A 14657-nucleotide genomic window follows, 5' to 3' on the forward strand; every position below is an offset into this window, starting at 1 on the left:
TAAAATTTCTTTCATTACAGAAGATGAATAAGTCAATAAAACACATTATTATATAAAAAGAAATGATTATTTTTGCGCATTATTATAAATAAGGACTATGACTGAAATAAAAGCTACAGAAGGTTCAGAAAAGAAAAGTCTGAACTTCATCGAACAAATCGTAGAGAAAGACTTGAAAGAAGGAAAGAACGACGGCAGAATACAGACACGTTTTCCGCCTGAGCCAAACGGATATCTTCACATAGGACATGCCAAAGCTATATGCATGGACTTCGGTATAGCAAAAAAATACGGAGGTGTATGTAACCTTCGTTTCGACGACACAAATCCTACAAAGGAAGATGTGGAATATGTAGAAGCTATCAAAGAAGACATCCAGTGGTTAGGATTCCAGTGGGGTAACGAATATTATGCTTCGGACTACTTCCAGCAATTATGGGACTTCGCCATCCAACTTATAAAAGAAGGCAAAGCATATATCGACGAACAATCATCTGAAGAAATAGCTGCACAAAAGGGTACTCCAACCCAACCGGGAACTAACAGTCCATACCGCGACCGTCCTATCGAGGAAAATCTTGACCTGTTCATGAAAATGAATAGCGGCGAAATAGAAGAAGGAAAGATGGTTCTGCGTGCAAAAATTGACATGGCAAACCCTAACATGCACTTCCGCGATCCTATCATTTACCGTGTGGTTAAAACTCCTCACCATCGTACAGGAGACAAGTGGAAGGCATATCCTATGTATGACTTCGCTCACGGACAGAGTGACTACTTCGAAGGTGTGACTCACTCACTGTGTACACTGGAATTCGTTGTACACCGTCCGCTATACGACTTGTTTGTTGACTGGGTGAAAGAAGGCAAAGACCTTGATGACCACCGTCCACACCAGTATGAATTCAACAAGTTGAATCTGAGCTACACTCTTATGAGTAAGCGCAATCTTCTGACTTTGGTTAAGGAAGGTCTTGTAAACGGATGGGATGACCCACGTATGCCGACCATCTGCGGTTTCCGCCGTCGTGGTTACTCACCTGAGTCTATCAGAAACTTCGTTGATAAAATCGGATATACCACATACGATGCATTGAATGATTTCGCATTGCTTGAAAGTGCAGTACGCGAAGACTTGAATGCACGTTCTACACGTGTCTCAGCAGTTATCAACCCTGTGAAACTGATTATCACAAACTATCCTGAAGGCAAGGTAGAAGAGATGGAAGCCATAAACAATCCTGAAGATCCAAACTCAGGAACTCACACTATCGAGTTCAGCCGTGAATTGTGGATGGAACGTGAAGACTTCATGGAAGATGCTCCTAAGAAATATTTCCGTATGACTCCTGGACAGGAAGTGAGACTTAAAAATGCTTACATCGTGAAATGTACAGGATGCAAGAAAGATGAAAACGGAAATATCACTGAGGTTTATGCAGAATATGATCCTAACACAAAGAGCGGAATGCCAGAAGCAAACCGTAAGGTAAAAGGTACACTGCACTGGGTAAGCTGCAACCACTGTCTGAAAGCTGAAGTTCGTCTGTACGACCGCTTATGGAAAGTAGAAAATCCACGTGACGAAATGGCTGCCATCCGTGAAGCCAAGAACTGCTCACCTCTTGAAGCAATGAAGGAAATGATCAATCCTAACTCTCTGACAGTACTGAACGAATGTTATGTAGAGAAGTTCCTGGCAGATGCAAAACCATTGGATTATCTGCAGTTCCAGCGTATCGGCTATTTCAATGTAGATAAGGATTCTACTCCTGAACATCTGGTATTCAACAGAACAGTATCACTGAAAGACACTTGGAGTAAAATCAACAAGTAATAGTCAGTTGAGATAAAAATCAAAGAGTAATATCACCACCAAACAGGTAAATGATATTACTCTTTTTTTTATTTTATGCAATCTGCAATATCCTATTTTTCCTTACCGATCCACGTAAGTCGGTGCCATATAGTTTCCAGAGGTCCACGCTTGAAATTTCTAAACCACCAATGAGCAAACAGAACCTGAAGAGTCAAAAACACAATACCTACAAGCAGGCTACATGTTGTTCCGCACACTTTGTGCAATTCAAGTCCGTAGCCGAAATACAGGAAGCTGCCGACTATAGACTGGGAAACATAATCCGTAAGACTCATCCTTCCATATGGAGCTAAAAGTTTCTGAACCTTTCCATCGCAAGTCCAATAAAGCAAAAGGAATGAAGCTACAATACACAGCATAAAGAAAAGGTTATACCACGAATTAAGAATAGTCTGCAACGAAGAAAGCATAAACTTTATCTCTACCTGAGTATAGATAAACTCTTTCAGATAGTACATCAGCAAAGTTGCAGGCAAAGAAAGGCACAATACCTTAATCCAGAAAGTGCGTGATTTTTCAAGCTTCTCTTCCGACGATGCATCAAAATATCCCAGCCTTCCCAACAAAAGTCCTATCATAAACAAAGCGGCAGTCTGGAATACACGTCCGTAACACCACGCCCAGTTAAGACTAGCCAACTGTCCTGTGACGAGATTAACCTTAACCATCTCGCAAAACGATGTTCCGCCAAGCTGCGGATAAACATCACCTAGTGAGAAAATCATCTGTTCCGGATTTTCCATAGGATTAAATGCAGAATATACCACTTTAATCCATTCCACCGGTTGAAGCATAAGGAATAGCGCCATTGCAAAAAGAACCTTATTATTCCAGTGTCTTACCGGGACCAGAACAAAACCAACAATAGCATAAAGCACTAGAATTTCTCCCGGAAAGAAAGCGGCATTAATAAATCCGAAGCCAAGAAGGAGCAGAAGTCGCCACATGTATCTGTTTCTGAAATCCTCCCCTCTTTTCTCCGTACTTCTACTTTGCAGATAAAAAGTAAATCCGAACAATAATGCAAAAATAGCATACGTCTTACCGGCAAAAGTGAAGAACATCATATCCCACAAACTCGTGTCAAGTGCCTTGATTGTTTCGCCAGAAGCTTCAGGAAACGAATAAAAATTAAAATGTTCGATATTATGCAGCAGCATTATCCCCATTACTGCAAATCCGCGCAATGCATCGATAGCAACATTACGTGTTTTTTCATTCTGTGTTTTCATCATATTATTAAACAAATAAAAAATGCCACCCACAAACTTTATAGGTTTATGAATGACATTATAATCTTAAATACTTGTACTCTGAAAATATTATTTTGCAGAATCACCTGTTGCAGGAGCAGCAGCCGCAGCATCAGTCTGAGGAGCAGCAAAACCGGCAGGTGCATTCAAAGGATTAGTACTCTGTTCTTCTACAGCCTGTTTCATGATTACTGAAGAGTTTTCAGCAGAATGAGGTATTACATAAGCAGCTGCAATACTTACAACTACCATGAAAGCAGCAAGTCCCCAAGTAAGTTTTTCAATGAAATCAGTTGTTTTACGCACACCCATAATCTGGTTAGAAGATGCGAAACTAGAAGCCAAGCCTCCACCCTTAGAATTCTGTATCATTACAACAAAGCATAGTAACAATGCTGCAAGTACAATCAATACAATAAATAATAAATACATTTTCTTTTATTTTGATTTAGCGTTAATAATCAATCTCTCAAGGAATCTCATTTGGTCTGCAAAGTAAGCATTTTTTTTTGGATATTTCAAATTTAATTTTTTAATAATTTCCAATGCTTTATCATATCTTTGCTGTTTAACATAAATTTTAGCCAATGTTTCTGTCAGATAATTATCGTCACCGGTTTCATCGGCAGCTTCAGCATTACCATCCATTGCATCATCCACTTGGCCTGCATTATTATCATCATCAATTACTACCAGGTCTTCTTCACTGAATTCATCCTTTTCATTTCCATTACCGACAGCATCCGTCATATTATTACCCGATGAAAGCATTCCTGATTCAGACTTTTCGATAAAATCATCTATCAAGGCCTGACCTTTTAGCGGAAGAGCTGTATTATCAACTTCCTTTCTGCCATTTTCTGCTGAATTCAGCAACAGCAACGACGAATAATCCATAACAGAATCTACAGGTATGGACAGTTCTGACGACAATCCTTTATCATTAGGAATCTCCGAAAGGAAACGGTTTATCAAATCAAGTGTCCTGTCATTAGCCACCTGCTTTTCGGACTCTTTATACTCAGATTTTGGGAAAGAGAAACTATTTCCTTCTACGAAATAAAACAGCACGCTCAAGTCTGCAACATATAATGCACCGCGTCTTAACTCATCTTTAAAAGAAGGATGTTTTATCAGATAAAGATTCTTAATATATAGCAGCCAGGCTGTCTGGAAATACGGATAACGCAATATTATGGAACGTAACTCTTCCAGAGTATCACTCCCCATCAAATCCGGATTATTTATCCACTCATCCAATCTTTGCATTTCCATAACCAAACGAAATTACCAGTTAGCAACTGTAGCATTGAATATCTGCTCCACTATCTCGTCAATCATCTGATTAACCAATTCTTCCTGAACGGCAGACAACTGCTGTGTGGAATTATATTCACGGCTTGCAGAGAACTGCTGCTCGAAATCTTCCGCATGATTAGTATTGTTCACAAATCTAACATTTACAGTCATCTTAAGCTCAGCCATTGTAGAATAACCGTCCGAACCTACACCCTTATTGTATGCGTCATAGTTGGTTATCTCACCGGCCAGCTGCAAGTCACCGTTCTGTCTCACTTGCTTAAGTCGGGTCTGCTGCATATATCTGTCCTGAAGCTCAGTATTGAACATAGATTCCATAGGGCCCCATACGAATGCGGCAGATCTGTTCGGGAAATTCTCGAACGATATAGTCTTTACCTTATCATAATTGATGGAAGATCCGTTAAATTTATAAGAGACAGTACATGCCGCAAGAAAACATAACGACAGTACCAACACAGATACGATATTAAATCTTGTTATTTTATTCAAGTCCATATTCTTTTATTTTTCTATACAATGTTCTTTCTGAAATCTTCAAGTCGTTGGCAGCATTCTTTCTCTTTCCGTTATGTCGTTCCAGAGCCTTTTTTATCATCTCTTTTTCAACATCATCCAGAGAGAGATTTTCTTCCACATAAACCTCAGTGTCCTGATAATCCGAATCCGTATGTTTTACAGATACGTTAGAAACAGGGGTTATAGAAGAAACCTTATTTACCGGCTGAATCTGGCTCACTGGCTGTATCTGGCTCACCTGCGGATATTGCTGAACCTGCGGCATGACCATCGGCACATCGCTAATGACATCAAGTGTAGGATTCTGAAGGAAATGAGAAGCGTTGTCAACCGGATGAGATACATGATGACCTGCAGCTTCACGTTCTGTCATTATCTCATGTACCAGCTTTTTAAGTTCAGTTACATCACGACGCATATCAAACAGCACCTGATAAAGAATTTCTCTCTCGCTTTCAAAACTCTTGTTTCCGGAATGTGCACCCTTGCCTCCGACAAACGCCGGCAGTCTGGAACTGTTTCCCATATCAGGCAGATAAGTTGAAAGAATTTCAGGAGTAATATCCCTGTTGGTTTCTATGATAGAAATCTGTTCAGTAATATTTTTAAGCTGTCGGATGTTTCCCGGCCATGGATACTCCACAAGCATACGCTTAGCCTGTTCGTTAAGCTGTATGGAAGGCATACGGTATTTCTCTGCAAAGTCGGCTGCAAACTTCCTGAACAACAACGCTATATCATCAGGCCTCTCTCTCAAAGGCGGAACCTTAATAGGAACTGTATTCAATCGGTAATACAAATCCTCACGAAAGCGCCCTTCGGCTATGGCATCCGCAAAGTTTACGTTTGTAGCGGCAACAATTCTTACATCTGTCTTCTGAACCTTGGACGAACCTACCTTGATATATTCACCTGATTCAAGGACACGCAATAGTCTTGCCTGGGTTGACAATGGCAATTCTCCAACCTCATCCAGAAATATTGTTCCTCCGTTAGCTTCGGCAAAATAACCGTTTCTGTCGCTTATGGCACCGGTAAAAGCACCTTTCTCGTGTCCGAACAATTCCGAATCAATTGTACCTTCAGGTATAGCCCCACAGTTGACAGCTATATATGGCCCGTGTTTCCTGCGGCTGAACTGATGTATTATCTGAGGAAAACTTTCCTTACCGACTCCACTCTCACCGGTAACCAGTACCGACAAGTCTGTAGGCGCCACCTGCATAGCAATATCAATAGCCCTGTTAAGCCCCTCGGTATTACCTATAATACCAAAGCGTAACTTTATATTTTGAATATCCGACTTTACCATATTATAAAAAATTATCTGCCAAATTTACAAAATCTTTGGAAAGAATCAGTAAATATGGCAGAAAATTACTTTAGAACACTGTACGTATCATCAATCTCACACCCCACTTGTTGGCTGTAGGAAGATGATTATAGTTAAGACGTCTCACATATTCTATATGCAAAAGCTTGAATATATTGTGAATTCCGGCTGTTACCTCAACATACGGTACTTTAGGATCCATCACATAACTAGAATAATTATAATTACCTGTCCTATCATAATGTCCCGGGAACATCATCAGCATATCATCATTCTTGTTCTGCTCAAGGAAAGGATTGTTTTTATCCGTAAGCGTACCCCATAGGCACTTGACACCGATAAACTCACGCCATTTCAGTTTCTTGATCAAAGGTATGCGGTTGAAAAGTTTTCCCTGCATATTCCATGATACATCAAGCGATGCGTAACGGTCGTTCAGGAACTCCATATTATTGATAAGGTTGAATGTTCCGTCCTGTAAAATGTACGACAAGTTTGCAGCCGGCATTATCAGCAATGGGAAAGGAACCTTGTTCCACTGTATTCCACCTTTCAAATGTACGTCAAGATTACCCCACGAACTTAACCAGAAACGCTTATAAGCTGTAGCTTCTGTCATATTATAAGTATAATCACTACCTAAAACACCTTTCAGTCCTAATGTGTGCTGCAAAGTAAACACCGGCGCATCAAGATTGACAGGCAATCGTCTCTGTTTCGTATTTACGAAAGTCTCGCCCGGAGCGTATCTTAATGTTAAAGACGCCTCTGTAACAGTTATGTCGTGAGTATTGAAAGGCGACTGTACCCATTTCTGTCCGGATAACGAACCGTCTGCTATAGCAGTCTGCAATGCACTTTCGCCAGCCATTGTACGATAGAACAATTCGCCACAAGGCTCGTAATTGGCATATCTCAACATTGCTGTTGTCTTAAAACCGAACTCACGCTCACGCTCATACTTGATAGTGGCCTTGCGTTCGTAGTTATACTGATCCACCTGGCAAACCTTCAAGGCTGTAAACACATTATCCTTGTCTGCATTTATAAACTTATCGGACGGCAGCATATTGTCATACTGATAAGTAAACGTCATGGAATGTTTAGGGAACTCTCTTGGAAGATATTCCTTCTTGTCGAACGAATACTCCAACTCTCCCATATATTTCGACTTCTTATCTTTAAATCCGTATGCATAATATCCTTTCAGGAAGATATTAGGATGCAGATTAGCCGTAGTCTGTGCTGATGCACGCAATCGTAATCCGTCGATATAGTTCGATGTTATCATCGTATTTATCGGACCTATATCCACTTTACTGTCCTTGCTTGTCTCCACATAACTTTCAATCAAGGCCTTCAATCCGAACATTATATATTTGAATCCCTTAATCTTTGCCAAATCGTCAAGGAAGCTGCCCATACGTGTTTCCGATTCCGTAAGTTCCTCCTGTCTGTACTTTTTCCAAAACTCATCATCACGCATCATCGCGTTTACATCCTTTATTTCGGAGCCTTTCTTCTTGAACAACTTGTCAGGCAACGGTTCGAAAGAGAAATCAAAGTTACGTGTAGTCCTTCTCACCATGTACGACCCAAGGATTTTTTTCAGATATGACAATTCACAGAGCATATCATCTTCCATCAACGACCATTCACCGGTAGGCAATTCTCCGAACTTCTGGTTGATGATCATATGATCTACGAAATTTATATCAGTCTTTTTCGGAAGATTCATATTACACTGTTTCACCCTATATGTAGAGTCGGCCAAAATGTACAGATGACCTGTGAAACCGAAATCCTGAGAATTGTTCGGCACAAACGTCAAATGGAAACACCTGTCGCGCTCCACATATACTGTATCCATTATGTAATATTTGTAAAACCTTATACCTGCATCCGACACAGGACTGTCAAACGGATACTGCAAAAAGCGGAACCTGTCCTGATAAATATCAATATCCTGAAAAACATCCTTCAATACAGTAGTAAGCATGTCTCCTGTACTGAACAATTCGTTTATACCTCTTGACTCGATACCTTGTATTATAGTCTTTTCAGAATGTGGTTCCTTTCTATAAATCTTCTGCGAAACTGTTTCATCAACAGAAACCGGCAATATACGTTTCTGTGTCACATCACACATTTCCACCTGATCGCGCAGAAACGGATATTTTTTGAAAAGCCACGATTCTTTCAGCGAATCAGGAGTTATATCATTTACGGCAAGTGTTATTTTCTGGTACTTATTATAAAAATAATAGTCTTTATTCTCCAGATTGGTCTTTTCCTTCGAAGCTATAACCTTCTTCATCAATTCCACCGCCGGATTATTCTTTCTGGAATATTTCTCTTTTTTAGGCTTGACCACAACTTCGTCAAGAACCAGATCAGACTTCATGCTTACATTAAGCTCTGTCGTTTTTGACGAAACGGTTATATCCTGCCTGGTGTAGCCGACCATAGAGAATGTCAATTTGTTCCATCCGGAATGATATGGAATTGAATACTTACCGTCAATGTCGGTTATAGTTCCCACCCCCTTGCCATCATAGTATATGTTCAAATATGGGATAGGCTCACCGGTATCTGAATCTATAACAACCCCATGAATCTGAGCATATAATCCCAAAGCCCAAACCCACAAAGCTATCACAACGAGTAATCTTTTTACCATATTAATAAATATATTTTTGTATCTTATAAAACATAATCCGTAAATTATCGGAACAATAATGACCTATAAAGTCAGCCCAGTTATTTTTGTATCTAAAAAAACAGATATTCCAATTACTGTTTTTTATAAGGCTTTATAGGATCTTGTTCGGATAATATCTTCCTATCTTTACTGAACTGTATAAAGTAAGCAACAAACAGGAATACTGCTATAGCCAAACCTACAATATCGTAAACGCCCAAATGCTGACCGTAAACATCTACATAAATATCGGCCCAAGGAGTGTACATACATATTGTGTTGATTAAAATAATGACCAGTCTGAACTCTGTCGGACCAAAAGAGCTGTATGTCAGACGGAACTCACCCTTTATTATAGTAACAATATATGTATATACTGACAGCACCAGATAGCCAGCCAAAACCAACAATGCCACATCAAGTCTGAACATAGGAGACAATCCTGCTCCCACACACATTATACATATTGTTATGGCATCCAAAGAATGGTCAATAAAAAATCCATAAACAGGACGTTGCAAATTACGTACACGTGCCAATGTTCCATCCAAGCTATCACCATACCAGTTTAATACCATACCAAACGAAGCCAGCCACAAATACATTATATTACTTGCTGCAAGCACGCATCCCAAGGCATAAACCAAGGCACCTATGACACCCATATAAGTTAAAAAATCCGATGTTACCCAACGTGGTTGACGCTGTGCCAACCATACCAATGCTACTTTTTCAGCCCTGTTAAGTATTGATGTCTGAATTCTTTTTGACTCTTCTTTTCCCATACCACTCTCTTTTAAATAAAATCTTACGTATTTTCTTATATTTTCATTTTTCTAACATCTTCTGTCAAAAGTATCTCGAATATCTTCAAGTCTTCGGGATACGTCAGTTTCAAATTAAATCTGTCTCCATCAACCATATACAGCGGGGTATAATCCAATTGAGACATCAATATATAAAGCGATTGCGAAACCAGGCCTTTTTCATTTGCATCATTCAGTGCCTTAGCCACACAACCCAACCTAAATGTTTGAGGGGTCTGTACCATAAACATTTTCTCCCTCAGGAAATGCCTTTCGGAAGAAACTCCGTCTTCACTGTATAAATAAGACTCATTTCCTCTTACTACAGTAACGGCATTACCTCTTTCCATACATGATGTTATATTGTCGGCTATTATCTTGTCTGTAATAAAAGGTCTGACCGACTCATGAACAAGAACTATATCATCTTCACTATAGCCATTGCCAAGCAAATATCCTATACCTTTTGATATTGACTCCTGACTATTGCTACCACCTTCAACTATAGCCTCAAGTTTTGTTATATTATATTTTAAAGCCAGTGCTTTAAGTTTATCAATCCATCCATTCAGACATACTACAATAATAACATCTATATCATTGCTTTGTTCAAATTTCAGCAAAGTATGAATTATGACAGGCATTCCCTGCAACTCCAGAAACTGTTTTGGAGTATCCTTATGCATCCTTCCTCCAGAACCTCCTGCCGTTACAAAAGCTATCTTTTTCATATATTTACATCTAAATGATAATCCTTATACATTTTCTTGCAGAAACTTTCATGTCTGTATCTCATGTAGAAAAACAAGATATTAAGAACCGTTACCTCGAAAACGAAGAAAAACCATGGTTCTTTCACAAGAACAGAAATAAAAAGAACAAAAGCTCTGGTATCGAATGTAAGGATATTGGTATATTTCATCAATGGCTTACTGTTCCTTCTATACTCATCTCTGAAATAAGAAGGTATATCCTCTCCTTTTTCCAACCATTTTCTTTCTACCCCACGCAACAGTTTCTGCAAAGAAGGCGACAAACTTTCCTGACTTTTTGTATATTTTATATAGAATAACAGATAAAGCTTTTCAAACCAGTCGGACTTCCATCTAAGAGACTTCATCTTTTCCACCTGTAGGGATGACTTGTCAAACTCTGAATTTATATTGCCTTTCTGAAAAAACATATGAATGTTTCTATAATAGTCGGCAAGGGCACATTGCTTGCTGTGGCAAATGAAGCCGGAAAAAGCTGCCAACAACCAAATATATATGCCCCATGTATCTGTTAGACGGAGACATATAAAGAAATATATTGAGAAGAACCATAAATCACCTGCAAAACCATCCAAGACACGCCCCAACAAGCTCTTCTTGCCGGTCATTCTGGCCAACTGACCGTCGGCACAGTCATACCAGTTAGCCCAAATAAGCAGAAATATACCCAACAAAGCATGCTTCAGGTCGTCAAAGTAGAACATATATCCCGCCAGCATACCCAATATGATGGATATTATGGTGACTACATTAGGATGTACTCCCAACTTTTTAAAAAACAGAGCCCACAAATACCCACTTGAACGAGTAACGTATATTTCAAAAAATCCCTCTGTATCTTCTGATTTTAATGTTGATTTCAGTCCTTTCTTAAATGAAACTAAATCCATGGTCCTTTTATTTATTACCTATCTTCATCAATGCTATACCAATGATTACACACACCACTTCCCTAATTCTTATAAGAAGCGCCATGAATACGCCATAAGAATACGGGATAGACAGTAACGCAACAGACATCACAAACCCACCTTCGCGAGCACCGAGCTGCATTGGCGAAAAGAACATCAGATTGGCAAACAATGATGTAAACGCTAATATCAATATACTGTCGAAGAAACTTGCGTCTGTAGAGAATATCAACAAGATGATATATACCTCAAGACAAGATACGACTCTTGCTACAAATTCCAGTGACAATGAAGTAAAGAAAGTATATTTATTATTCCTATACAAATCCTTTATCTGATTGTCAATCTGCACAAAAGTTTCTTCTTTTCTCTCTATTAATCTGGTTATCTTGTTCTTTATAAAAGGCATACGCTGCAAAAAACGCATCAGTTTCATTACCATTCCCGAACGATATCCTTTTATAAAAAAGTAAATTCCTATCATACACGCCACAACAAAAATACTCATGATTATCACATAAGTCCTGTTTATCTGGTTATAGTATGACAATATATATATAAGCAGCGAGAACAGCCAAAAACAAAAGTGAGAGAAAATATGCATCATCGCATACAATATCACACTTGAAGATGCCTTTTCAATACCTACGTAGGGTTTCAACTCCATTATACGGTAAGGTTCGCCTCCCATCAGCCCAACCGGCGTAGTAGAGTTCAATGCAAAACCGGTAATGGTATATTTGAAGACTTTCAAAAAAGGAACTTTAACCCCATTCAACCCATTACAAATAATAGCATACCATGCTCCCGCATTTATAGCATATATAAACATCCATAGCAACAACAATACAGGAAACCATATACCGGCTTTTCTCAAGCATGACACTACATCCTCGTATGTCATGTCCATTCCAAAAAGCATTATTACTATGGCTACAACTCCTACTATGAAAAATATATTCCTAAACTTACTCTTCATATTCAGCGTCAAGTTTCAATTTATCGCTATCATCGCGTTTCTCGTAATACTGTTTGCGAAGCGGATTCGCACTTATCTCTCTCTCCATACATCTGTTACGGAATACGTCAATAGCAATATAAATAGCCTGACGAAACGAATCTTCCGAAGCAACCCCTTGTCCGGCAATATCATACGCCGTACCATGTGCCGGCGATGTCCTTACAATAGGCAAACCTGCTGTATAGTTCACTCCTTCATCCATGGCCAAAGCTTTGAATGGAGCCAATCCCTGGTCATGGTACATAGCCATGATACCATCGAAATGAGTAAAGTTACCCGACCCCATAAAACCATCTGCAGGGTAAGGGCCAAAACACTGTATTCCTTTTGCTTTCAGTTCTTCCATTGCCGGAATAATGACATCCTGTTCATCTGTACCAAGAAGACCATTATCACCGGCATGAGGATTCAGTGAGAACACAGCAATGCGCGGACATCCTATTCCGAAATCCTGTTTCAACGACTTATGGAATATTTCTATTTTTTCTTCTATCAATTCCTTTGTAAGTATAGACGGAATTTCCCTTACAGGTACATGGCCCGTAACCAAAGCCACCCTGAAATCATTCTTCATAAGAATCATCAATGACTTGTTGCCGTCTCCCACACGTTCTTCTATATATTCCGTGTGACCCGGGAAATGAAACGTCTCGGACTGTATGGTATGCTTATTGATAGGGGCTGTTACCAACACATCTATTCCACCCTCACGATAATCCGACAATGCCCTTTCCAAAGCATCAAGTGCAGCCTTTCCTGCTTCTGCTGTAGGCTTGCCAAGTTCAACCTTGAGTTCCTCAGCAGTACAATTCAGAACATTCAGTCTGCCGTCCTGTATTTCCTTTGCAGAATTTATTATGCTGAAATTGGCAGAAATATCCATCGCCTTACGATGATATGCAGCCACTTTAGGCGAGCCGTACACTACCGGCGTACATAATTCCATCATTTCCGGTTCGGCAAAGGTTTTCAGTATAACCTCATAGCCTACTCCATTGATGTCACCGTGGGTGATTCCCACTCTTATTTTACGTCTTTCCATGTCTATACTTATTATGATATATACTTATTTTATAGAGTCGCCGGTTATTGTAATTTCTGTCACACCAGCCCCTATAGGCAATTCGAATACTTCTTTCTGTGCAGGTAATTTCAGAGTGTAAAGACATGCCTCAAGCTTGCGCATCAGGTCACGCTTCAATTTATCCGGTTTAAAGACAAAAGCCTCCACCACTATTACCCTGGCATTAGCTCTGTCAACCCTGACATGCGATACGAAAGGACCTCCCATAGCATCGTTTCTCATTTCCCATAATCCTCTCGCCTCAAAAGCATAATCACCTTTAACAGCTATGTTCTTTACATCCACAAAGATTGAGTCTGCTGTCTCCATATACATACCTTCCATTGACCCCGGTATGTTGATTTTCATTACAGAATCACGTTTGTTGATAAAATACTCCTTTGTAAACGTATTATTGTCCCTGAACGGATAAGAATACATCACGAAATTCATATCATTAAGATTGGTTGAAGCCCAGAAGAAATCCTTGCCCGTCTTGAACGAGTTCAGTTCATTAGGCATCCAGATATCACAGTCGAACAGGCTTCCCACCTTTGCCGAAATGGCAGCATTATGTTTCTCACGCAAAAGGTTTATCTGACGGTTCATTTCAGCACGTGTAAAGAAATCCACAATCACCTGTCCGTGCTTACTTACGTATTCATCAAATTCCTTCTGATTTGGCGACTGTATAGTCATTATCATCTGTGGAGAAGCGTATGCATCGCGCGTATACTTAAATTTGGTTTGAGTGTAAATATCCTGAATATCAGCTATTATGATATTTCTGAAAATACGCATCACACGGTCAAAATTCGCAGGACGGATACGTGAGATTCTGAACGAACGTTCCGCCTGAGGCAAGCCCGGCACATCTGTATCAAGCACATGATAGAGCGCACTGTCCGGACTCATCCAGCAATTATCGTCCGCTACAACCATCACTTCGTATGGTCTTCCGCTTGAAACCGGAGTAATAATACTTTTACCATCATTACGGCATGATGCCAACACGACAGCCAACATCACGAAGCTAAAATAAAAAGCAATACGTTTCATATTATCAATTTCTTATTGG

At 39.6% G+C, this 14657-nt stretch carries 13 protein-coding genes; 1 reads left to right on the forward strand and 12 read right to left on the reverse strand.

The genetic code is table 11. From position 1 onward, the window contains the following. Positions 1-97: 97 nt before the first annotated feature. Complete coding sequence (locus OCV82_RS05855; RefSeq protein WP_154043588.1) at positions 98-1837, forward strand: glutamine--tRNA ligase/YqeY domain fusion protein; 1740 nt, start codon at positions 98-100, stop codon at positions 1835-1837. Positions 1838-1929: 92 nt separating this feature from the next. Here the strand turns inward: OCV82_RS05855 and OCV82_RS05860 are convergent, their stop codons facing one another. The 12 genes from OCV82_RS05860 to OCV82_RS05915 form a co-directional block, all read right to left on the reverse strand. Then, positions 1930-3114 carry a DUF418 domain-containing protein gene (locus tag OCV82_RS05860; RefSeq protein ID WP_262543104.1) on the reverse strand — a complete coding sequence of 395 codons (1185 nt, stop codon included), beginning with the start codon at positions 3112-3114 and terminating at the stop codon, positions 1930-1932. Positions 3115-3201: 87 nt separating this feature from the next. Beyond that, on the reverse strand, positions 3202-3564 hold the full coding sequence (gene secG / locus OCV82_RS05865; protein WP_154043589.1) for a preprotein translocase subunit SecG: 363 nt from the start codon (positions 3562-3564) through the stop codon (positions 3202-3204). 6 nt (positions 3565-3570) lie between these two features. Then, the gene (locus OCV82_RS05870) at positions 3571-4407 is read right to left on the reverse strand and encodes a tetratricopeptide repeat protein (protein ID WP_154043590.1); all 837 of its coding nucleotides are present in this window, start codon (positions 4405-4407) and stop codon (positions 3571-3573) included. Between the two features lie 12 nt (positions 4408-4419). After that, positions 4420-4950, reverse strand: a complete 531-nt coding sequence (lptE, locus tag OCV82_RS05875; RefSeq protein ID WP_154043591.1) for an LPS assembly lipoprotein LptE — start codon at positions 4948-4950, stop codon at positions 4420-4422. Continuing rightward, positions 4937-6283, reverse strand: coding sequence for a sigma-54 interaction domain-containing protein (locus OCV82_RS05880; RefSeq protein ID WP_154043592.1), 1347 nt, complete (start codon positions 6281-6283; stop codon positions 4937-4939). Before OCV82_RS05880 ends, lptE begins: the two co-directional genes overlap by 14 nt. Positions 6284-6353: 70 nt before the next feature. Continuing rightward, a complete protein-coding gene (locus OCV82_RS05885; protein WP_154043593.1) occupies positions 6354-8984 on the reverse strand; it encodes a DUF5686 and carboxypeptidase-like regulatory domain-containing protein in 2631 nt (876 codons plus the stop codon). A gap of 113 nt (positions 8985-9097) precedes the next feature. Beyond that, entirely contained in the window at positions 9098-9790 is a 693-nt protein-coding gene (locus OCV82_RS05890; protein WP_154043594.1) for a CDP-alcohol phosphatidyltransferase family protein, read from the reverse strand. Positions 9791-9825: 35 nt separating this feature from the next. Then, on the reverse strand, positions 9826-10542 hold the full coding sequence (locus OCV82_RS05895; protein ID WP_154043595.1) for an IspD/TarI family cytidylyltransferase: 717 nt from the start codon (positions 10540-10542) through the stop codon (positions 9826-9828). Next, positions 10539-11474 carry a CDP-alcohol phosphatidyltransferase family protein gene (locus tag OCV82_RS05900; RefSeq protein WP_154043596.1) on the reverse strand — a complete coding sequence of 312 codons (936 nt, stop codon included), beginning with the start codon at positions 11472-11474 and terminating at the stop codon, positions 10539-10541. The genes OCV82_RS05895 and OCV82_RS05900 overlap by 4 nt, the downstream gene beginning before the upstream one ends. A 7-nt stretch (positions 11475-11481) precedes the next feature. Continuing rightward, positions 11482-12474, reverse strand: a complete 993-nt coding sequence (locus OCV82_RS05905) for a lysylphosphatidylglycerol synthase transmembrane domain-containing protein (RefSeq protein ID WP_154043597.1) — start codon at positions 12472-12474, stop codon at positions 11482-11484. Continuing rightward, positions 12464-13558, reverse strand: coding sequence for a 4-hydroxythreonine-4-phosphate dehydrogenase PdxA (pdxA, locus tag OCV82_RS05910; protein ID WP_154043598.1), 1095 nt, complete (start codon positions 13556-13558; stop codon positions 12464-12466). Before pdxA ends, OCV82_RS05905 begins: the two co-directional genes overlap by 11 nt. A gap of 24 nt (positions 13559-13582) precedes the next feature. Beyond that, on the reverse strand, positions 13583-14638 hold the full coding sequence (locus tag OCV82_RS05915; RefSeq protein ID WP_154043599.1) for a DUF4837 family protein: 1056 nt from the start codon (positions 14636-14638) through the stop codon (positions 13583-13585). Positions 14639-14657 lie beyond the last annotated feature (19 nt).

Origin of the sequence: Bacteroides cellulolyticus (assembly GCF_025567135.1) — a bacterium.
Taxonomy (GTDB): domain Bacteria; phylum Bacteroidota; class Bacteroidia; order Bacteroidales; family Bacteroidaceae; genus Phocaeicola; species Phocaeicola cellulolyticus.